We start from the raw sequence: 19963 nt of genomic DNA, 5'->3' as shown, positions 1-19963 counted from the left end.
TCCCAACCCTAAAGGCTTATTCCACGGTCACCGATTTCGCCAGATTGCGGGGCTGGTCGACATCGGTGCCCATGAAGACAGCGGTGTGATAGGCGAGCAGCTGGATCGGCAGCGAGAAGATCATCGGCGCGATGATTTCGTCGACCACGGGAAGGGTGATCGTCGCCATCGTCGGCAGTTTCGAGGCTGCCGCACCCGCCTCGTCGGTGATGAAGATGATACGGCCGCCGCGGGCTGCAACCTCCTGCATGTTCGAGACGGTCTTTTCGAAGAAACGATCGTAGGGGGCGATGACGATGACGGGCATGTTCTCGTCGATCAGCGCGATCGGCCCATGCTTCAATTCGCCGGCGGCATAACCTTCGGCGTGGATGTAGGAGATTTCCTTGAGCTTCAGCGCGCCTTCCATGGCGAGCGGGAAGCTGGTGCCGCGGCCAAGATAAAGCACGTCCTTACATTTCGACAGTTCGCGTGAAAGGCTTTCCATCTGCGGCTGGATGAGGTTGAGCACCCGGCTCATGATGCGCGGCATTTCGGCGAGATGACGCACCAGCGCCCTCTCCTCCTCAGCGCTCACCGTGCCACGTGCCTTGCCGGCGCCGATCGCCAGCGACGCCAGCACAGCAAGCTGGCAGGTGAAGGCCTTGGTCGAGGCGACGCCGATTTCGGGGCCAGCCATGATCGGGAAGACGGCGTCGGATTCGCGGGCGATCGTCGATTCGCGGACATTGACGACTGCGCCGATCTTCAGGCCGTTCTCCCGGCAATAGCGCAGCGATGCCAGCGTATCGGCGGTCTCGCCGGACTGGGAGATGAAGAGCGCTGCCTGCGACGGCGAAAGCGGCATTTCGCGATAGCGGAATTCCGAGGCGACGTCGATCTCCACCGGCAGTCGGGCATATCGCTCGAACCAGTATTTGCCGACGAGACCGGCAAGATAGGCGGTGCCGCAGGCAGAAATCGCCAGGCCGCTCGCCGCTTTGAAATCGATCGCCGCGGCGTTGGCGCCGATCGTGTTCTCCGCGAAATCCACATAGTGGCTGAGCGCGTGGGAGATCACCTCCGGCTGCTCGTAGATTTCCTTTTCCATGAAGTGGCGGTGGTTGCCCTTGTCGACGACATAGGCGGTCGCCTGCGAGATCTGGCGGGCGCGCTTGACCGGCTTGCCGGTGAAATCGACCACCGAGACGCTATCCCGCGTGATGACGGCGCAGTCGCCGTCGACGAGATAGGTGATTTCGTTGGTGAAGGGCGAGAGCGCGATGGCGTCCGAGCCGAGAAACATCTCGCCGCGGCCGTAGCCGACGGCAAGCGGCGGGCCGGAACGGGCGGCCATGATCGTGCCGGGATCGGCCTTGAGCATGACGGCCAGCGCATAGGCGCCGGTCACGCGGTTCAGCATCTTCAGCATGGCGGCGCGCGGATCGAAGCCCTCGCGCACATATTTTGCCATCAGCTGGGCGACGACCTCGGTGTCGGTCTGGGTTTCGAAGACCGAGCCGTCCGCGGTCAACTCGTCACGAAGCTCGGAGAAATTCTCGATGATGCCGTTATGGACGACGGCGACGCCTTCGACGAAATGCGGATGGGCATTGGTCTCGTTCGGCACGCCATGAGTGGCCCAGCGGGTATGGGCGATTCCGACCAGACCCGGCAGCGGTTCCGCATCGAGGCGTTTTTCGAGATTGAAGAGCTTGCCCTCGGCGCGGCGGCGATCCATCACGCCCTCATGGATGGTGGCGACGCCGGCGGAATCATAACCGCGATATTCGAGACGCTTCAGCGCATCGACCAGGCGCCCGGCGACAGGCTGAGTTCCGACGATCCCCACAATTCCGCACATGCAATATCCCCATAAGCCTTCGATAACGAGGCCAGTCCTAACGATTTCCGCTTATTTCTCAATGGCCTCGGCGGTCACTTTCAATTTCCGCCGGTTACGCAAAGCGTCCCTCAGGCTTTCGCCTTCTTTGCCGCCTTGATGGTGAGCGCGCGTTCGCGCAGCAAGGACGCGCGACCGGGCTTGATCTCCTGGCGGGCGCGGCCGAGGGCCAGCGCATCGGCCGGCACGTCGGCGGTGATGACGCTGCCGGAGCCGACATAGGCGCCGTCGCCGATCGTCACCGGCGCGACCAGCGAGGAGTTGGAGCCGATAAAGGCGTTCTCGCCGATCACCGTCTCGCTTTTGTTGACCCCGTCATAATTGCAGGTGATCGTGCCGGCGCCGATATTGCTGCCGGCGCCGATGACGGCATCGCCGATGTAAGTGAGATGGTTGACCTTGGCGCCCTCGCCGATCCGGCCGTTCTTCACCTCGCAGAAATTGCCGACCTTGGAACCATTGGCGAGATCGGCCCCCGGCCGCAGTCGCGCGAAGGGGCCGACGGTAGCGCCCTCACTGACATGGGCGCCTTCGATATGCGAGAAGGCGTGAATGACGGCGCCGCTGTTGATCACCGCGCCGGGACCGAAGACAACATTCGGTTCGATCAGCGCATCCTGGCCGATGACGGTATCGTAGGAGAGGAACACCGTTTCCGGTGCGATCATGGTGACGCCCGCCAGCATCATCTCGCGGCGGCGGCGCTCCTGCCAGAAGCGCTCGATGACGGCGAGTTCGGCGCGGTTGTTGCAGCCGGTCATCTCGATTTCGGGGGCGTCGACGGCAGTGACGCGGCCGCCGAGCGAGCGGGCGATCTCGACGAGATCGGTCAGATAGAATTCGCCCTTGGCATTGGCATTGCCGATGCGCGAGAGCAGATCGAGCGCCTTGCGGCCGTTGATCGCCATCAGCCCGCTGTTGCACCAGGTGACAGCGCGCTCGGCATCGGTCGCATCCTTCTCCTCGCGGATGGCGATCAATTCGCCGTCCTTGACGAGAAGCCGGCCATAGCCGGTCGGACGGTCGGTGTGAAAGCCGATGACGACGATGTCGCTGCCATCGGCAAGACCCTGGCGGGCGGCTTTCAGCGGGCCGTCGGTCTGCAGCGGCACGTCGCCATAGGTGACGAGGATATCATCATACCCCCTGGCGATCGCTTCGCGCGCCGCCAGCACCGCATGGCCGGTGCCGAGGCGCTGCTGCTGGAGATAGGATTCGACGCCGACACCATCGATGCTGGCGGCCTTTGCCACCTCCTCGGCGTCGCGGCCTACGACAAGGGCGACGGAGGAAATGCCGGCGGAAGCGACCGCCTCGACCACGTGGGCGATCATCGGCCGCCCGGCGACCGGATGCAGCACCTTCGATTTCGAGGATTTCATCCGCGTGCTGTCACCGGCAGCAAGGATGACGGCAAGGCAAGTACGTTCCATGATCTGCTCCGCGAATCCGCGCGATAAGGCGGCTTTGCTGCCTCATACTGCATAATTCCTGAAATCGGAATCGATTTTCGGCCGCCGCGATAGAAGGATCGAAGTGCGGCGGCGTACTTTGCGCGTCTCCAAAGAAGCGCAAAGCCACAGCTCAGGCAAAGCCCCTACTTAGGTGAAATTTCCGGCGAAAGCGGCTCCATGACATCAGGAGAGCCGCTGGTCGCAAAGGATTCGCGCACATGATCGCGGCCGTCCAAGATGACGACCTCCATCGCCCGGCGCGCGGCGGCGCTATCACCGGCAGCGATGGCATCGACGATGCGCATATGGGTGTCGGCAATATTGGCAAACCCATTTTCGGAAGGCGGCGTACTGATGCGGAACATGCCGACGAGAGCCGCCTCGATGAGGCTGCCGAGCGTGCGCATGAAGGGATTGTGCGAGGCTTCAGCGAGCGCCAGGTGAAAGTGCAGGTCGGCGAGCGCCAGGCTGTCGGCGGTATGGTCGCTCGCCGCCATCTCCTCCGCCAGCCCGCGCAACGTCTCGATTTCCTCGGCATTGGCCCTCTCGGCGACGAGGCCGGCGGCGAAGGGTTCGACGGCAAGCCGGATATCGTAAAGCTGCAACAGGAATTCTTCCGTCACGCCACTGTCGAAGTGCCAGGCAATGATCTCGCTGTCGAACATGTTCCAGAGGTTCTTCTCGGTCACACGCGTACCGACGCGCGCCTTGGCGACGACCATGCCCTTGGCAGCGAGCGTCTTCATCGTCTCGCGCAAGACCGTGCGCGACACCTTGAAGCGTTGCGCCAGTTCCGTATCGCCCGGCAGGATCGAGCCGACGGGATAGGTGCCGGCGACGATCGCCTTGCCGAGCTCGTCGACCACCTGTGCGTGGCTTGTCCGCGTCCGGCGCCCTGTCTTGCGAGTCTCGATCAATTTGTTGCGCAAGCGATCCGTCTCCCTCTCAGGCATACCTCTTGTTCAAACTGGAAAGGAACAGGATCGCCTTCTGCATCAGGATGAATGCAAACAGCAGAAGGCCGATCAGGATCTTCGTCCACCAGCTCGACAGCGTGCCGTCGAAGGTGATGTAGGTCTGAATGAGCCCCTGGATCAGGATACCGATCAAGGTTCCCGCAACGAATCCCGCTCCTCCGGTCAGCAGCGTCCCTCCGATGACGACTGCCGCGATGGCGTCGAGCTCGACGCCGACCGCCGCAAGAGAATATCCAGCAGAGGTGTACAGCGAAAAAACGATTCCGGATAGGCCGGCGAGAAAACCCGACAGCGCATAGATCTGGATCGTCGTGCGGCCGACCGGCACGCCCATCAGCCGCGCCGTCTGCGGACCGCCGCCGAGCGCATAGACATTGGTGCCGAAGCGGGTGCGGTGGGCGATGAAGATGCCGGCAGCGAAAACCAGAAGCATGACGGCGCCGATCAGCGTCAACCGCCCGCCTCCGGGCAGCCGCCAATAGAGGCTCGTCAGCGTCGAATAATAGTCGTGATTGATCGGAATGCTGTCGATCGAGAGCACGAAGGCGATACCGCGCGCCAGGAACATACCTGCAAGTGTGACGATAAAGGCCGGCATTTCGAGATAATGGATGATCGCGCCCATGACGGCACCGAAGGCGGTGGTGATGACGAGGACGATCGCGAAGGCGAGCAGCGGATGAATGGAACTGTTCTGCAGGATAACGGCGAGGAAGACGCCGGTAAATGCGATGATCGAGCCGATCGACAGATCGATGCCGCCGGAAATGATGACGAAGGTCATGCCGACCGCGGCAATGCCGAGGAAGGCGTTGTCGGTCAAAAGATTGCCGATGACGCGCGTCGACAGCATATTCGGATATTGCAGCGTGCAGCCGGCATAGGCGAGCACGAAGATGACGATGGTCGCAAGCAGCGGCAGGTATTTGGAGTTCATTTCGGCTGCTCCCTTCCGCCCTGCCGGCGGCTGGCAAAGATGGCGAGCGACTGCACCGCCGGCGACTGGATGACGAGGATCACGATGATGATCACCGCCTTGATGATCAGATTGAATTCGGGCGGAAAGCCGGAGGACAGGATACCCGTATTGACAGCCTGGATGATCATGGCGCCGATCAGCGATCCCACGATGCTGAAGCGACCGCCGAGCAGCGAATTGCCGCCGACGACAACGGCGAGAATGGCGTCAAGTTCCAGCCAGAGACCGGCATTGTTGGCGTCGGCGCCCTTGATGTCGGCCGCGACGATGACGCCCGCGATCGAGGCGCAGAGCCCGCTCAGCATATAGACGGCCATCAGCAGCACCGGCGTCTGGATGCCGGAGAGCGTGCTGGCGCGGCGGTTGATGCCGACGGCTTCGAGCAGCATGCCGAGCGCCGTGCGGCGGACGAGCAGGATGACGAGCAACCCGACGAGCAGCCAGATGACCACAGGCATCGGCAACAGAGCCATGGAACCGCTGCCGAAGAAGATCAGACCGTCATCGTTGAAGGTCAGGATGGCGCCCTCGGTGATGAGCTGGGCGATGCCGCGGCCGGCGACCATCAGCACCAGCGTGGCGATAATCGGCTGGATGTTGAGGATCGCCACCAGGAAACCGTTCCAGACGCCGCAGGCAAGCCCGATCGCCAGCGTCAACAGAATGGTGTAGGCAACTGAATTTCCGGACACGATCGATGATGCGGCAACGGCGCCGCAGATGGCGATGATCGCGCCGACGGACAGGTCGATGCCTTTGGTGGCAATCACTAGCGTCATGCCGATCGCCAAGAGCGCCACCGGCGCGCCGCGATTGAGCACGTCGATCAGGCTGCCATAGAGGCGTCCATTCTGAACCACCACATTAAAAAACTGCGGTGAAGTTATGAAATTTAACAAAAGAATGACAGCGAGAGCGATCAATTGCGGCGCCAGGCGGTAGGCCAGCGCGTTCCGGGAGGATTTCATGCGTCCTCCGTCTTGTGTTCGGCGGCGGCAATGGCATCGACGATACCGGCGGCGGTGATGCGCTCGCCGGTGAGTTCGGCGATATGCTGCCTGTCGCGAAGTACGATAACACGTGAACTATAGGCGACAAGCTCTTCAAGTTCTGAGGAAATTACGATCAATGACATGCCTTCGGCGCAGAGCTGTTCGATGAGCCGGATGATCTCGGCATGGGCGCCGACGTCGATGCCGCGGGTTGGCTCGTCGAGGATGAGGAACTTGGGATTGGTCGCCAGCCAGCGGGCGAGGATCGCCTTCTGCTGGTTGCCGCCGGAGAGCAGCCGGATTGGCTTTTCACGGTCGGTCGTTCTGATGTCGAGCGCCTTGATGTAGCGGTCGGCCAGCGCATTCTGCTCGGCGCGCGACAGCGGCCGGGTCCAGCCGCGGCGGGCCTGCAGTGCCAAGGCGATATTTTCCCTGATCGACAGGTCGCCGACGATGCCATCGGTCTTGCGGTCCTCGGGGCAGAAGCCGAAGCCCTTTTCGATCGCCGCGCGCGGGCTGGAGAGGGTTGCAGGCTGGCCGTCGATCGTGGCGCTGCCGCTATCGGCATGCTCGACGCCGAAGAGCAGTTCGGCGGTTTCGGTGCGCCCGGAGCCGAGCAGGCCGGCGATGCCGACCACCTCGCCCGCGCGCACATCGAGATCGAAGGGTTTGACCTTGCCGCGTTTGCCGTAGCCGGCAAATCTGTAGCGGACCTCGCCCGCCGCTATGCTGTGTTTCCTAACCGTCTCTTCGGCCTGGGCGAGCTCGCGGCCAAGCATCATAGCGATCAGGCCCTGGCGCGGCAGATCGGCGGCGTCGCGGGTGCCGACAAGCTTGCCGTTGCGCAGTACGGTGATGCGATCGCTGATCGCATAGACCTGCTCGAGGAAATGGGTGATGAAGACGATGCCGAGACCACGCTTCTTCAAATCCTCGATGATGCGGAAGAGCAGCGCCACTTCCTGGTTGTCGAGGCTTGCCGTCGGCTCATCCAGTATCAGCACCTTGCCGGAGAGATCGACGGCACGGGCGATTGCGACCACCTGCTGGACGGCGACCGAGAAGCGACTGAGTTCGGCGGTGACGTCGATATCGATGCCGTAACCGACAAGCAGTTCGCGCGCCTTGCGGTTCATCGCGCGCACGTCGGTCATGCCAAAACGCCTCGGCTGGCGGCCGAGAAAGAGATTTTCGGCGACGCTCAGATTGGAGAGGAGGTTGACCTCCTGATAGACGGTGCCGATGCCGAGATTCTGGGCAGCGAGCGTATTGGCCGGATTGATCTCCTGGCCGTCCAGCATCAGGCTGCCTTCGTCACGATGGTAGGCGCCGGTGATGCACTTGATCAGCGTCGATTTGCCGGCACCGTTCTCGCCGAGAAGGGCATGAACCTCGCCGCGGCGCAGCGTGAAATCCACCTTGTCCAATGCGATGGCGCCGGGAAAGAATTTCGATATGGCCGAGGCTGCGAGAATAGTCTCGTTATTGTGAACCATGAGGGCTGCTGTTTCCTGATATTGCGCCTTGCGCCTGCGCCAAAACCGGGCATGACGCCCGGCCCGGCACCGGCAGGTCCGTACCGGTCCATGATGGGCCGGTACGGTTCCAGGATCAAATCAGTAGCCCTGACCCTTCTTCTCTTCGTAAACCTTCATCGGCTCGTCGGCTGGCGTGTAGAGCTTGGATTCCGTTTGGATCCACTTCGCCGGAGCCTTCTTGTCCTTCAGATAGGCTTCGAGCGCATCGAAGGCCGGACCAGCCATATTCGGCGTCAGCTCGACCGTGGCATTGGCCTCGCCTTCCGACATTGCCTTGAAAATATCGGGCACGGCGTCGATCGAGACGACGAGGATGTCCTTGCCGGGCTTCAGGCCGGCTTCCTTGATCGCCTGGATGGCGCCCACCGCCATGTCGTCGTTATGGGCGTAAAGCGCGCAGATATCCTTGCCGCCATTCTCGGCCTTCAGGAAGCTTTCCATGACTTCCTTACCCTTGGTACGGGTGAAGTCGCCGGTCTGGCTGCGAACGATCTTGAGGTTGTCGTGGCCGGCGAGAGCTTCTTCGAAGCCCTTCTTGCGGGCGATGGCCGGCGACGAACCGGTCGTGCCCTGCAACTCGACGACATTGCACTTCTTGTCGCCAACGGTCTTGACCAGGAAGTCGCCGGCGACCTTGCCTTCATGGACGAGGTCCGAGGTGACAGCCGTCAGGTAGAGATCGTCAGGAGCCTTGATCGTGCGGTCGAGCAGGATGACCGGAATCTTGGCTTCCTTGGCTTCCTTGAGAACATCGTCCCAACCGGTTTCGACGACCGGAGCAATCAGGATGGCGTCGACGCCCTGGGCGATGAAGGAGCGCAGGGCCTTGATCTGGTTTTCCTGCTTCTGCTGGGCATCGGCAAACTTCAGATCGATGCCCCGCTTCTTGGCCTGCTCCTTGGTTACGGTCGTTTCAGCCGCACGCCAACCCGATTCCGAGCCGATCTGCGAGAAACCGACGGTCAGGCCGGCGGCCGAAGCCGAACCGAACATGCAGGCAGCAAGAATCGTAGCACTCAAGAGTGCAGTCTTCAATTTCATGATATCCTCCCAATGCCGCTCCTTCGCGGCGCAGGGTCAAAAAATCATATAGTATTACTTTTGTAAATCGGTTTTTTAGGATGCGCCGCAACAAAAAAAGGGCGTCCACAGGGACGCCCTTCGCATCTGCAAAATCGGCAACCGGTTATTGCGCCGGCAGCTTGTCGTCGACGCCTTCGACGTAGAAGTTCATGCCGAGCAGCGTGCCGTCATCGGCCTTCTCGCCGGCCTTCAGCCAGGGCGTACCGTCCTGCTTGTTGATCGGGCCGGTGAAGGGATGCAACTCGCCCGACTTGATCTTGGCTTCGGCTTCTTCGGCGAGTTTCTTCACGTCGTCGGGCATGTTCGTGTACGGCGCCATCGTCAGAATGCCGTCCTTGAGACCATCCCAGCTCTGTTCCGACTTCCAGGTGCCGTCGAGAAGCGCCTGGACGCGCTTGACGTAATAGTTGCCCCAAGTGTCGATGATCGCGGTGAGCTGTACGTTCGGGCCAGCCTTAATCATGTCGGAGGCCTGGCCGAATGCCTTGACGCCGCGTTGCTCGGCAACCTGCATCGGAGCGGTCGTGTCCGTGTGCTGGGTAAGAATATCAACGCCCTGGTCGAGCAGCGCCTTGGCGGCATCGGCTTCCTTGCCCGGGTCGAACCAGGTATTGACCCAGATGACCTTCATCTTGAAGTTCGGATTGACCGACTTGGCGCCGGTTTCAAAGGCGTTGATGCCCATCACGACCTCGGGGATCGGGAAGGAGGCGATATAGCCTGCCGTGCCGGTCTTCGACAGCTTGCCGGCGATAATGCCGCTGATGTAGCGGCCTTCGTAGAAGCGCGAATTGTAGGTCGCGACGTTGTCTGCGGCCTTGAAGCCCGTCGCGTGCTCGAACTTCACCTTCGGAAACTTCTTGGCGACGGCAACGGTCGCGTCCATGTAGCCGAACGATGTGGTGAAGATCAGAGCGCAGCCGGAACGGGCCATGCGCTCGATGGCGCGTTCGGCATCCGGACCCTCCGGAACACTTTCGAGGAAGGACGTTTCGACCTTATCGGCGAATTCCTTCTCGACCTGGAGGCGGCCGTTTTCATGGGCCTGCGTCCAGCCGCCATCGGTGCGGGTGCCGACATAGACGAAGCAGACCTTGGTCTTGTCGGCAGCCTCGGCAGCCGAACCGATGCTCAGGACGAGGGCAGCTGTCGCTGCGAGAGCAAGTGCAAGTTTTTTCATAGCGATCCCTGTTGGTTGGAAGTTCGAAACCCGTCTCTTTTGTTGTTGCTCACCGGTCAGGCACGAAGGCTTTGCCAAGCGAGGCCGGCGTATTGATCAACGTCGTGCGCCGATTATGCGAGATGATGATGAGGACCACAACCGTCGCCGCATAGGGCAGCATCGACAGGAACTGCGATGGAATGCCGACGCCGAAGGCCTGCGCGTGCAGTTGCAGGATCGTCACCGCCCCGAAGAGATAACCGCCAGCCAGCAGGCGCCAAGGCCGCCACGAGGAGAAGACGACAAGCGCCAGCGCAATCCAGCCCCGCCCGGCCGACATATTCTCGGTCCACTGCGGCGTGTAGATCAGCGACAGCTGTGCCCCTGCAAGGCCTGCGCATGCACCGCCGAACATCACGGCGAGATAGCGCGCGCGGATGACGTTGATGCCGAGCGCATGCGCGGAGGCGTGATTATCGCCGATGGCGCGTATCTTCAGGCCGGTCCGGCTCCTGAAGAGGAACCAGTTGACGGCGACAATGAGCAGAATCGACAGGTAGAAGATCAGATCCTGCTTGAAGAGGACAGTTCCGACATAGGGAATAGCCGAGAGCACTGGGATTTCGATCGGCAGCAGCCGGATGCCTGGAGCGCCGACGAAGGGTTCGCCGAGCATGCCGGACGCGCCAAGCCCCAGGATTGTCAGGGCAAGGCCCGTCGCCACCTGATTGGTGACGAGCGTCAGCGTCAGGAAGGCGAAGAGCAGCGAAAACAGTGCGCCGCTGACGATGCCGCCGACAATGCCGATATAGGCCGATCCGGTGAGCTGGGCTGCGGCAAAGGCACCGACGGCGCCGATGATCATCATGCCTTCGACACCGAGGTTCAGAACGCCCGAACGCTCCGTCACGAGTTCGCCGAGGGCGGCGATCACGAGCGGCGTCGAGGCAGTGATGACAGTCAGCAGAATGGCTTCGAAGATGCTCATGTCACGCCACCCCTGACCCGCGACCAGGCGATGCGGATCTTGTAATAGATCAGCGTATCGCAAGAGAGGACGAAAAAGAGCAGCAGCCCCTGAAAGCCGCGGGTGACCTTGTCGGAAACGCCGAGCGACAGCTGCGCTGCCTCGCCGCCGAGATAAGTCAGCGCCAGCACCAGACCCGAGCCGATGATGCCGAGCGGATTAAGCCGCCCCAGGAAGGCAACGATGATGGCGGTGAAGCCATAGCCCGGCGAAATCGCCGGCTGCAGGTGGCCGATCGAGCCGGAAACCTCGGATATCCCGGCAAGGCCCGCAAGAGCGCCTGAGAAGAGGAAGCTGAACCAGATCATCCTCTTCGAAGAGAAGCCGGCAAAGCGCCCTGCCCGCTCCGACTGGCCGAGCACGACGATCTCGAAGCCTTTCAGCGTATAGCGCAGCATGAACCAGGCGCCGATCGCCGCAACGATTGCGAAGATGAAGGCCCAATGGGCCCGGCCCGATTCCTCCCAGATCGCTGGCAGGACTGCTTCCGGCGCGAAATCGCGCGAGACGGGAAAGTTGAAGCCTTTCGGATCGCGCCAGGCGCCGCGGATCAGCCAATCGAGGAAGAGCTGGGCGATATAGACCAGCATCAGCGATGTCAGGATTTCATTGGTGTTGAAATGCGCTTTCAACAGCGCCGGAATGGCGGCGAAAAGCGCGCCGCCGAGCGCTCCCAGTACCAGCATCAGCGGCAGGACCAGCGGCGAATGCCAGTCGTAGAAGACGATCGGCAAATAGGAACCGGTGATGGCGCCGATGGTAAACTGGCCTTCGGCGCCGATATTCCAGTTGTTCGAGCGATAGCAGACAGCAAGGCCGACGGCGATCAGGATCAGCGGTGCGGCCTTGATCGCCAGCTCGTGCAGCGACCAGACTTCGAGCAGCGGCTCGACGAAGAAGGCGTTCAGCGCCTCGACCGGATCCTTGCCGAGCATGGCGAACATGATGGCGCCGAAGGCGAGCGTCAGGACAAGCGCCAGCAGCGGCGAGACGAAGGCAAAGAGCTTCGAGACGTCGGGGCGTCTTTCCAATTCAACGCGCATGGGCTGCCTCCGCGGCATGCTTGTCTTCGTGCAGCCCACCCATCAGCAAGCCGATTTTTTCGCGCGTCAGTTCACCCGCCGGATAGGGCCTGGAAAGGCGCCCTTCGGAAATGACGGCGATATCGGTCGCCACTTCGAAGATCTCGTCGAGATCCTGGCTGATGACGACGACGGCCGAGCCCGCCTTTGCGAGATCGACCAAGGCCTGGCGGATGCGGCTTGCGGCGCCCGCATCAACGCCCCAGGTCGGCTGGTTGACGACAAGGACGGCCGGCTGGCGGTCGAGCTCGCGGCCGACGATGAACTTCTGCAGATTGCCGCCGGACAGAGAACCGGCGGCGGGATCGTCACCGCTCTTGCGGACATCCATTGCCTCGGAGATGCGCCGCGCGGCGGATTTCACAGCGCCATGGCGGATGATGCCGAGAATGCCGAGAAAGGCTTTGCGATCCGACTGGCTGCGGGCCAGCACCAGATTGTCCGACAGTTTCATCGCGGAAACGGCGGCGTGGCCATGCCGCTCCTCCGGCACGAAGCCGGCGCCGAGCAGGCGGCGGGCGGTGATGCCCTCCGTGCCCACAGGCTTCTTGCGGATGACGATCGCCTCGGCCGAGGCGACCGGATATTCGCCGGAGAGCGCATCGAAGAGCTCGCTCTGGCCGTTGCCGGCAACACCGGCGATGGCAAGGATTTCACCGGCGCGCACCGTCATGGAGACATCACGCAGCGGCATGGCAAAGGGCGTGCGCGCGGCAACCGACAGGCTTGAAACGGCAAGCTGCACCTCCCCCTTGTCAGAACGCTCGGGATGGGTGACGGTCGCCACCTCGCTGCCGACCATCATCCGGGCAAGCGAGGCGGGCGTCTCCTGCTTCGGATCGCAGGCGCCGGTCACGCGACCGTGGCGCAACACGGTGGCGCGATCGCAGATGCGCTGCACTTCCTCCAGGCGGTGGCTGATATAGAGAACCGAGCGGCCCTCGGCGCGCAGCTTGAACAGCGTTTCGAACAGCCTGTCGGCCTCCTGCGGCGTCAGCACCGAGGTCGGCTCATCGAGAATGATGAGCTTCGGATTTTGCAGCAGCGCACGGACGATCTCGATGCGCTGGCGCTCGCCGACGGAGAGATCGGCGACATGGGCATGCGGATCGAGCGGCAGGCCATAGGCGATCGACAGCGCCCTCGCCTCCTCGGCGATTCGGTCGATCGGAATGCTGTCATCGAGGGAAAGCGCAATGTTTTCGGCGACGGTCAGCGCTTCGAACAATGAAAAATGCTGGAAGACCATGCCGATGCCGAGCCTGCGGGCTTCGCCCGGCGAACCGACCGCGACCGGGCTGCCCTGCCAGAGGATATGCCCGTGCGTCGGCTCCAGAACACCGAACAGCATTTTTACCAGCGTGGATTTGCCGGCGCCATTTTCGCCAAGAAGCGCGTGAATTTCGCCCGGCGCTATATCGAGATCGATTTCATTGCAGGCGGCAAAGCCACCGAAAAACTTCGTCAGCTTCTGGACGGATAGTAACGCACCGGAATCCGGTACATTCAATGGCGACACGTTCCCCTCATTTCTTCTGCCAACCGGTCCGTTCGGATCTCATGGAATCAGCAGCGTCGTTCCTGTTGTTTTTCTTGTTTCCAGATCCGCGTGAGCCCGCCCAACCTCACGCAACGGATAGGTTTGATTGACATTGATACGCACTTTGTTGCTTTGCACAACATCAAATAGCGCTTTCGCACTGTCGACCAATTCCTGGCGCGCGGCGATATAGGTGAAGAGCGTGGGCCGCGTTGCAAAGAGCGAGCCCTTCTGCGCCAACTGGGAAAGGCTGAAATTCTCGATCGGGCCGGAGGACTGGCCGAAAGAGGCAAAAAGGCCCCGCGGCTTCAGGCAGTCGAGCGACTGTGGAAAAGTATCGCGGCCGATCGAATCATAGACGACATCGACGCCCTTGCCGCCTGTTATGTCGCGGACCCGGCCGACGAAGTCTTCGCTCTTGTAATTGATGACATGGTCGTAGCCATGGGCAAGCGCCAGCGCGACCTTGTCTTCAGATCCCGCCGTGCCGATGACAGTGGCGCCGAGCGCCTTCGCCCATTGGCCGGCGATCAGGCCGACGCCGCCGGCGGCGGCATGAAACAGCAGGACCGTCTCAGGGCCGACTTTGAAGGTGCGGTTCAGGAGATATTCCGCGGTCATGCCCTTCAGCATCATGGCCGCCGCGGTTTCGAGCTCTATGCCGCCGGGCACATGCACCAGATGACGCGCCTCAATATTGCGCTCGACACTATAGGCGCCGTCGGCACTGGCATAGGCGACACGGTCGCCGACCTTGAAATCCTCCACACCAGGGCCGACTGCCGTCACCGTGCCGGCGCCCTCCTTGCCGGTGACAAAGGGCAGATGCGGCACCTTGTAGGAGCCATTGCGGAAATAGACATCAATAAAGTTGAGACCGACTGCAGACTGGCGGATCTGCACCTCACCTGCCGCAGGTGGCGCAAGATCGATGTCGACGTACTCGAACACATCAGGTCCGCCGGTCTTCGAGAATGAAACTGCTTGGGTCTTCGTCATGTTGCCGTCCTTAAGCTTTCCGTCCGAGGGCCGGGAAGAATTGCAGCACCGCGCCGATGACGTAAAGATAGATCCCGGTCACAATGAAGAGAATGAGCGCCCATTCGGGCGTCTGGAAATTTTTCAGCAGCGAATAGATGCCGAGCGCCGACCAGAGGAAAAAGACGCCGAGATTGAGCGGGCGCAGCCTTTGGACGCGGACCGGATGCAGGAAATTAATCGGCAGGAAGGTTAGCACCACAGAAACGATCACGACGGCAAGTGCCGTCGTCGCACTGGCGTCGATGACGAACAAGGTGAAGACGATCATGTTCCAGACGACGGGAAAGCCGGAAAAGAAATATTCTTCCGTCTTCATGCCCATATCCGCATAATAGATAGCGCTGGAGACAACAATCATGCCGGCCGCGACGAAGGACCAAGGCTCGCCAATCATGCCGCTCTGATAGAGCGCAAAGGCCGGCAGCAGCACATAGGTGACGTAATCGATAATATTATCGAGCGTGTCGCCCGACCAGTTCGGCAGCACTTCCTTGACGCGCACCTTACGGGCGATCGGCCCATCGATGCCGTCCACCAGAAGGGCAAGCCCTAGCCACCAGAACATGTCGATGAAACGATGTTCGGCGGCGGCCACAACGCCGAGGAAGGCAAGGAAGGAGCCGGAGGCCGTCAGGATGTGGACGGAAAAGGCGCGCATTTCCGCGTAAGGAACACGCTTATAATTGAAAATCTTCATATTCCCCGACCGCCCTATCGCGCTCGCCCCGGCGAGCGTCTTTTTTGCCACAGGCACCGATTCCGTCGCTGAATCGGTTCCCGTAGATCCTTGTTGTCGCACCGCTTTTGCCGAAAACCGGCGTCCACATCAGGCGCGCCGCCCTAATATGCATCCTTTGCCGGGCTTCGCCAGCAGGAAATACGAATTGCCAGCCCGCCCCCGAGATCCCATTGAATCCTGACAATGACATGCATATTTCCCTTCAGGAGCGCTGCGTGGAATGGAATGCCTTTAATTCGAGCCCGATATGTAATATCTGCCTCGCATCCGATAGTTCATCCGACGAAACGGGATCCTCTACCGCAATGAACGCGCCTGCAAAGACCGAAGACTTCGCCTCGTCCATCCCCGCCGGCGTCTACGCCGAGACGGTGCTTGCCGTGACGCATTACACCGACCGGCTCTTCCGCTTCACGATGACCCGGCCGCAGGGCTTCCGTTTCCGTTCCGGCGAATTTGCGATGATCGGCCTGATGGTCGAAGGCAAGCCGGTCTTCCGCGCCTATTCGATCGCCAGCCCCGCCTGGGCCGAAGAGCTCGAATTCTTCTCGATCAAGGTGCCGGACGGCCCGCTCACATCGCATCTGCAGGCGATCAAGCCGGGCGACCAGGTGCTGATGCGCAAGAAGCCGACGGGAACGCTGGTGCTCGATGCGCTGACCCCCGGCCGCCGTCTTTACATGTTCTCGACGGGAACGGGCGTTGCGCCGTTCGCCAGCCTTATCCGCGATCCCGAGACCTATGAGAAGTTCGAGGAGGTCATCCTCACCCATACGACCCGCGATGTCGCCGAGCTGAAATACGGCTTCGACCTCGTGCACGAGATCCAGAATGACGAGCTGCTGAAAGAAGTCGTCGGCGACAAGCTGCGCCATTATGCGACCGTCACGCGCGAAGACTTCGAATATCGCGGCCGCATCACCGACCTGATCTCGTCAGGAAAGCTGTTTACCGATCTCGGCGTGCCGCCGCTCGATCCGGCAATCGACCGCGGCATGATCTGCGGCTCCTCGGCCATGCTGAAGGACACCAAGGAACTGCTCGAAAAGGCCGGCCTCAATGAAGGCGCCAACAGCAAGCCCGCCGAGTTCGTCATAGAACGCGCCTTTGTCGGCTGATAGTTTTTCGACAAACAGATCTGACAACGGCTCCGGAAACGGGGCCGTTTCTATTTTTGGGCGAGATAGTCGATCAGCTCCGCCATGGCGGCGCGCGCCTCCTTCGGCCGGCCCTGGTGAATGGCGCGAATGACGGCGACATGCAGCGCGATGGCACGATCCATGCGCTCGGGGCTTGCGGTGGAATACCAGAGACGGCGCGAATGCGTCTGAACCGGGCCGAGCGCTGCGACGATAAAACCATTCGGGCAGGCATCCTCGAGGATTTCATCGAAAGCCTTGTCGGCGGCGAAGAAGCCGGCGAGATCGCCGGTCACCGCACATTCCTCCATCGCCCGTGTGCAGTCGCCGAGACGTTCGCGTTGCTCGTCGGTCGCATGTTCGGCGGCCAATGCGGCCGCGATCGGCTCAAGCTCACGGCGCACCTGCATGACATTGCCATGATCTTCCGCCGCGATTTCGGCCACCTGCAGCCCGACGCGCGGCTTGACGAGGATCAACCCCTGCCAGGCAAGCTTCTGGATCGCCTCGCGCACCGGCGTGCGCCCATGGCCGGCCAGATCGATCAGCTGCCTTTCGGTGACAAGCGCCCCGGGCTTCAGCGCCAGCGTGACAATCAGGTGCTCCAGCGCGAGATAGGCACGATGGCTTTGTGACGTCTGCATGCTGAAAGTCCGCTGCCCATTCTGATATATCACATAGTGGCACGGTCAAAAACCGAACACAAGTCGGCATTGAAATATCAGAATGGAGACAAATAGATAACATCGGCATGAGTTTCTGGGACTCAGGCGTCTACGCCACGAAAGAACTCATTTAGCCGCCCCCTCCGTCGTGCTCGGCCTTGAGGCGAGCATCCACATCGCATCCACCAGCGGCAGCGGGATGGATCCTCGGCTCAAGGCCGAGGAGGACAGAGAGTGGGTTTGGCGTTCTTGCTAAACTCACCCCGGTGGAAACAGCCACGCCGCGTCGGTCGCTTCATCACACCGGCCCCTAACCCTCGATCAGCTCTTGCGAAAAGCCCGGCTGGACACCGAGATCGAATTTTGACAGGGGTCTTTGGCATTGGCGAACACATAGCCGTCGGCTTGGTGGAGAGCACCGAACTCAAGGCCGTTCTCCGCGCAACGCCTGCAAAAAGCCTCGACATCCTCCACGTCGAGGATGAGCTTGACGATGGATTGGCCGCTCCGCTGCCCCTTGGCGGCCGGATGAAGCATTAAATTGGCGCCACCGTCCTGAGCGACAAGTTCAACGATCCTGTCGCCCGGCAGACGTGTCGCCGTGAAGCCGAAGTGCTTCTCATAAAACCGTGCCGTTTCCTCGACATTCCCAGCGTAGATCACCAGCCTGTTGAGCATGATGCGGACCTCCGATAGAGCTTGCATCCGATTGATAGGAGTAGCGGGACATCGCGCGTTTTACCACGCCGCGTCACTCGTGCCGCAATGCCTCGATCGGGTTCAGCTGGGCTGCCCGTCTCGCCGGGAAATAGCCGAAGATCATGCCGATAGCGGCGGAGAAGAGGAAGGCGACGGCGACCATCATCGGGCTGAAGACGAAGGGGACCTTCAGGAGGGTGACCGACACCAGGCCGAGGCTGAGCCCCAGCACGATGCCGGTGATGCCGCCGAAGAGCGACAGCGCCACCGCCTCGACGAGGAACTGGGTAAGCACTTGGCTTTCGAGCGCGCCGATGGCCAGGCGAATGCCGATTTCGCGGGTCCGTTCGGTGACGGAGACCAGCATGATGTTCATGATGCCGATGCCGCCGACGAGCAGGCTGATGGCGGCGACCGCGCCGAGCAGGCCGGTGAGAAGCGTCGTCGTGCCGGTCATCGCCTCGGCGATCTGCGTCATGTCGTTGACGTTGAAATCGTCCTGCCGGCCGGGAATGATCTTGCGGCGTTCGCGCAGCAGGTTTTCAACATCGGCCTGCACCTTGGCGGTCGACACACCGTCGCGCGCCGAGATGACGATCTGCGGCACGTTGCTGTTGCCGCTGATGCGCCGCTGGAACACCTTGACCGGCATGATGACGACATCGTCCTGATCGGTGCCCATGCCGGACTGGCCACGCCTGGCGAGCACGCCGATCACAGGACATGAGACCTTGCCGACGCGGATCTGCTGGCCGACCGGGTCGGCGGCGCCGAAGAGCTGCGAGCGCACCGTCTCGCCGATGATGCAGCGGGACTGGCCGCGCTCCTCGGCGGGCGTGAAATTGCGGCCAAGCACCAGGTTCCAGTCCTGCGCGACGAAATAGTCGTTGGTGGTGCCATAAACGCTGGTCGAATGGTTCTGGCCGCCAAAAATGACCGTCGCCGTCGACTGGTTGAGCGGCGCCACCGCCCTCAGGCCGCCGATCTGGTCGCGGATGGCGGCGACATCCTTGACGCTGAAGCGTTTGGCCTCGGAGCTGGCGCGGCCGGGTCCGAACTGGCCGGGACGAACGAACAGCATGTTGGTGCCGAGCCGCGACAATTCGGTCGAAACCTGCGCGGTGGTGCCGTTGCCGATCGTCACCAGGGCGATGACGGCGGCCACGCCGATGACGACGCCGAGCACGGTCAGGAAGGAGCGCAGCATGTTGCGGCTAATGGCGCGCAGCGCGAGTTTCAGCGTCTCAAAGAAAATGATCCGCCCTCCTTTGATGCTCGACCTCGGTCTCCAGCTTGCCGTCGACAAACCTGAGCAGCCGCTCAGCATAGGCGGCAATATCGGGCTCATGCGTGACCATGACGATGGTGATGCCCTGCTCGCGGTTCAGCCGCGTCAGCAGATCCATGATTTCGGTACTGGTCTTGGTGTCGAGATTGCCGGTGGGCTCATCGGCGAGCAGCAGCGCCGGCTCGGTGACGATGGCGCGGGCAATGGCGACGCGCTGCTGCTGGCCGCCTGACAGTTCCTGCGTCTTGTGGTGCTCGCGTCCGGACAGGCCGACCAGGGCCAGAGCTTCCCTTGCGCGTTCGCGCCGCTCGCGAACCGCGATGCCGCGATAGATCAGCGGCAGTTCGACATTTTCGACCGCCGAGGTGCGCGACAGGAGGTTGAAGCCCTGGAAGACGAACCCAAGCATGTGGCGGCGCAACAGCGTCAGCTGGGCGCGGTCGAAGCCGCTGGTTGGGGTGCCCTGGAAGATGTAGTCGCCGGATGTCGGCACGTCGAGGCAGCCGAGGATGTTCATCGCCGTCGACTTGCCGGAGCCCGACGGCCCCATGATCGCGACGAATTCATGGGCCTCAATAGCCAGGTCGACATGGTCGAGGGCGCGGATCGCCGCCTCGCCCTCGCCGTAAATTTTCGAGACCTGCCTGAATTCGATGAGCGGCGGGCTTGTCATCAA

The 19963-nt window shown here is 61.7% G+C and carries 18 protein-coding genes; 1 reads left to right on the top strand and 17 read right to left on the bottom strand.

All coding sequences use genetic code 11. The features are described 5' to 3' along the window. Positions 1-16: 16 nt before the first annotated feature. The 13 genes from glmS to pcsA form a co-directional block, all read right to left on the bottom strand. Positions 17-1843 (bottom strand): glutamine--fructose-6-phosphate transaminase (isomerizing), encoded by a 1827-nt coding sequence (glmS, locus tag A7X77_RS15170; RefSeq protein WP_064683694.1) that lies wholly within the window; start codon positions 1841-1843, stop codon positions 17-19. Positions 1844-1953: 110 nt separating this feature from the next. Next, the gene (gene glmU / locus A7X77_RS15165) at positions 1954-3315 is read right to left on the bottom strand and encodes a bifunctional UDP-N-acetylglucosamine diphosphorylase/glucosamine-1-phosphate N-acetyltransferase GlmU (protein WP_064683693.1); all 1362 of its coding nucleotides are present in this window, start codon (positions 3313-3315) and stop codon (positions 1954-1956) included. 164 nt (positions 3316-3479) lie between these two features. Further along, complete coding sequence (locus tag A7X77_RS15160) at positions 3480-4265, bottom strand: FadR/GntR family transcriptional regulator (RefSeq protein WP_064683751.1); 786 nt, start codon at positions 4263-4265, stop codon at positions 3480-3482. A gap of 16 nt (positions 4266-4281) precedes the next feature. After that, complete coding sequence (gene yjfF / locus A7X77_RS15155) at positions 4282-5250, bottom strand: galactofuranose ABC transporter, permease protein YjfF (protein WP_064683692.1); 969 nt, start codon at positions 5248-5250, stop codon at positions 4282-4284. Beyond that, the gene (locus tag A7X77_RS15150) at positions 5247-6260 is read right to left on the bottom strand and encodes an ABC transporter permease (protein ID WP_064683691.1); all 1014 of its coding nucleotides are present in this window, start codon (positions 6258-6260) and stop codon (positions 5247-5249) included. The genes yjfF and A7X77_RS15150 overlap by 4 nt, the downstream gene beginning before the upstream one ends. Beyond that, positions 6257-7780: a galactofuranose ABC transporter, ATP-binding protein YtfR gene (gene ytfR, locus A7X77_RS15145; RefSeq protein ID WP_064683690.1), complete on the bottom strand. Its 1524-nt coding sequence runs from the start codon at positions 7778-7780 to the stop codon at positions 6257-6259. The genes A7X77_RS15150 and ytfR overlap by 4 nt, the downstream gene beginning before the upstream one ends. Positions 7781-7900: 120 nt before the next feature. Beyond that, positions 7901-8863 (bottom strand): galactofuranose ABC transporter, galactofuranose-binding protein YtfQ, encoded by a 963-nt coding sequence (gene ytfQ, locus A7X77_RS15140; RefSeq protein WP_003559333.1) that lies wholly within the window; start codon positions 8861-8863, stop codon positions 7901-7903. 145 nt (positions 8864-9008) lie between these two features. Continuing rightward, positions 9009-10085 carry a BMP family ABC transporter substrate-binding protein gene (locus A7X77_RS15135; RefSeq protein ID WP_064683689.1) on the bottom strand — a complete coding sequence of 359 codons (1077 nt, stop codon included), beginning with the start codon at positions 10083-10085 and terminating at the stop codon, positions 9009-9011. Positions 10086-10134: 49 nt separating this feature from the next. Further along, the gene (locus tag A7X77_RS15130) at positions 10135-11055 is read right to left on the bottom strand and encodes an ABC transporter permease (protein ID WP_064683688.1); all 921 of its coding nucleotides are present in this window, start codon (positions 11053-11055) and stop codon (positions 10135-10137) included. Continuing rightward, complete coding sequence (locus tag A7X77_RS15125; protein ID WP_064683687.1) at positions 11052-12137, bottom strand: ABC transporter permease; 1086 nt, start codon at positions 12135-12137, stop codon at positions 11052-11054. Before A7X77_RS15125 ends, A7X77_RS15130 begins: the two co-directional genes overlap by 4 nt. After that, positions 12127-13695, bottom strand: coding sequence for an ABC transporter ATP-binding protein (locus A7X77_RS15120; protein WP_064683686.1), 1569 nt, complete (start codon positions 13693-13695; stop codon positions 12127-12129). Before A7X77_RS15120 ends, A7X77_RS15125 begins: the two co-directional genes overlap by 11 nt. Positions 13696-13734: 39 nt before the next feature. Next, complete coding sequence (locus A7X77_RS15115; protein WP_064683685.1) at positions 13735-14715, bottom strand: quinone oxidoreductase family protein; 981 nt, start codon at positions 14713-14715, stop codon at positions 13735-13737. A gap of 10 nt (positions 14716-14725) precedes the next feature. Next, entirely contained in the window at positions 14726-15454 is a 729-nt protein-coding gene (gene pcsA, locus A7X77_RS15110) for a phosphatidylcholine synthase (RefSeq protein ID WP_010060952.1), read from the bottom strand. Positions 15455-15801: 347 nt separating this feature from the next. On the opposite strand from pcsA, the gene A7X77_RS15105 reads away from it, so the two are divergent. Continuing rightward, positions 15802-16614 carry a ferredoxin--NADP reductase gene (locus A7X77_RS15105; protein WP_010060954.1) on the top strand — a complete coding sequence of 271 codons (813 nt, stop codon included), beginning with the start codon at positions 15802-15804 and terminating at the stop codon, positions 16612-16614. A gap of 50 nt (positions 16615-16664) precedes the next feature. Here the strand turns inward: A7X77_RS15105 and A7X77_RS15100 are convergent, their stop codons facing one another. From A7X77_RS15100 to A7X77_RS15085, 4 genes are all read right to left on the bottom strand, one after another. Next, a complete protein-coding gene (locus A7X77_RS15100; protein ID WP_064683684.1) occupies positions 16665-17279 on the bottom strand; it encodes a GntR family transcriptional regulator in 615 nt (204 codons plus the stop codon). Between the two features lie 342 nt (positions 17280-17621). Further along, complete coding sequence (locus A7X77_RS15095; protein WP_064683750.1) at positions 17622-17981, bottom strand: VOC family protein; 360 nt, start codon at positions 17979-17981, stop codon at positions 17622-17624. A 70-nt stretch (positions 17982-18051) separates the two neighbouring features. Further along, complete coding sequence (locus tag A7X77_RS15090; RefSeq protein WP_064683749.1) at positions 18052-19254, bottom strand: ABC transporter permease; 1203 nt, start codon at positions 19252-19254, stop codon at positions 18052-18054. Continuing rightward, entirely contained in the window at positions 19244-19960 is a 717-nt protein-coding gene (locus A7X77_RS15085; RefSeq protein WP_064683683.1) for an ABC transporter ATP-binding protein, read from the bottom strand. The genes A7X77_RS15090 and A7X77_RS15085 overlap by 11 nt, the downstream gene beginning before the upstream one ends. Positions 19961-19963: the final 3 nt, after the last annotated feature.

The sequence above is a fragment of the Rhizobium bangladeshense genome, assembly GCF_001662075.1.
In the GTDB taxonomy this organism is placed as follows: Bacteria; Pseudomonadota; Alphaproteobacteria; order Rhizobiales; family Rhizobiaceae; genus Rhizobium; species Rhizobium bangladeshense_B.
This window is presented reverse-complemented; position numbering and strand designations above follow the sequence as displayed.

Coding starts and splice junctions, on each gene's coding strand:
- A7X77_RS15150 (WP_064683691.1), bottom strand. CDS start 6,260: ATGAAATCCTCCCGGAACGCGCTGGCCTACCGCCTGGCGCCGCAATTG.
- glmU (WP_064683693.1), bottom strand. CDS start 3,315: ATGGAACGTACTTGCCTTGCCGTCATCCTTGCTGCCGGTGACAGCACG.
- A7X77_RS15085 (WP_064683683.1), bottom strand. CDS start 19,960: ATGACAAGCCCGCCGCTCATCGAATTCAGGCAGGTCTCGAAAATTTAC.
- A7X77_RS15135 (WP_064683689.1), bottom strand. CDS start 10,085: ATGAAAAAACTTGCACTTGCTCTCGCAGCGACAGCTGCCCTCGTCCTG.
- A7X77_RS15100 (WP_064683684.1), bottom strand. CDS start 17,279: ATGCAGACGTCACAAAGCCATCGTGCCTATCTCGCGCTGGAGCACCTG.
- A7X77_RS15130 (WP_064683688.1), bottom strand. CDS start 11,055: ATGAGCATCTTCGAAGCCATTCTGCTGACTGTCATCACTGCCTCGACG.
- pcsA (WP_010060952.1), bottom strand. CDS start 15,454: ATGAAGATTTTCAATTATAAGCGTGTTCCTTACGCGGAAATGCGCGCC.
- glmS (WP_064683694.1), bottom strand. CDS start 1,843: ATGTGCGGAATTGTGGGGATCGTCGGAACTCAGCCTGTCGCCGGGCGC.
- ytfQ (WP_003559333.1), bottom strand. CDS start 8,863: ATGAAATTGAAGACTGCACTCTTGAGTGCTACGATTCTTGCTGCCTGC.
- A7X77_RS15125 (WP_064683687.1), bottom strand. CDS start 12,137: ATGCGCGTTGAATTGGAAAGACGCCCCGACGTCTCGAAGCTCTTTGCC.
- yjfF (WP_064683692.1), bottom strand. CDS start 5,250: ATGAACTCCAAATACCTGCCGCTGCTTGCGACCATCGTCATCTTCGTG.
- A7X77_RS15105 (WP_010060954.1), top strand. CDS start 15,802: ATGAACGCGCCTGCAAAGACCGAAGACTTCGCCTCGTCCATCCCCGCC.
- A7X77_RS15115 (WP_064683685.1), bottom strand. CDS start 14,715: ATGACGAAGACCCAAGCAGTTTCATTCTCGAAGACCGGCGGACCTGAT.
- ytfR (WP_064683690.1), bottom strand. CDS start 7,780: ATGGTTCACAATAACGAGACTATTCTCGCAGCCTCGGCCATATCGAAA.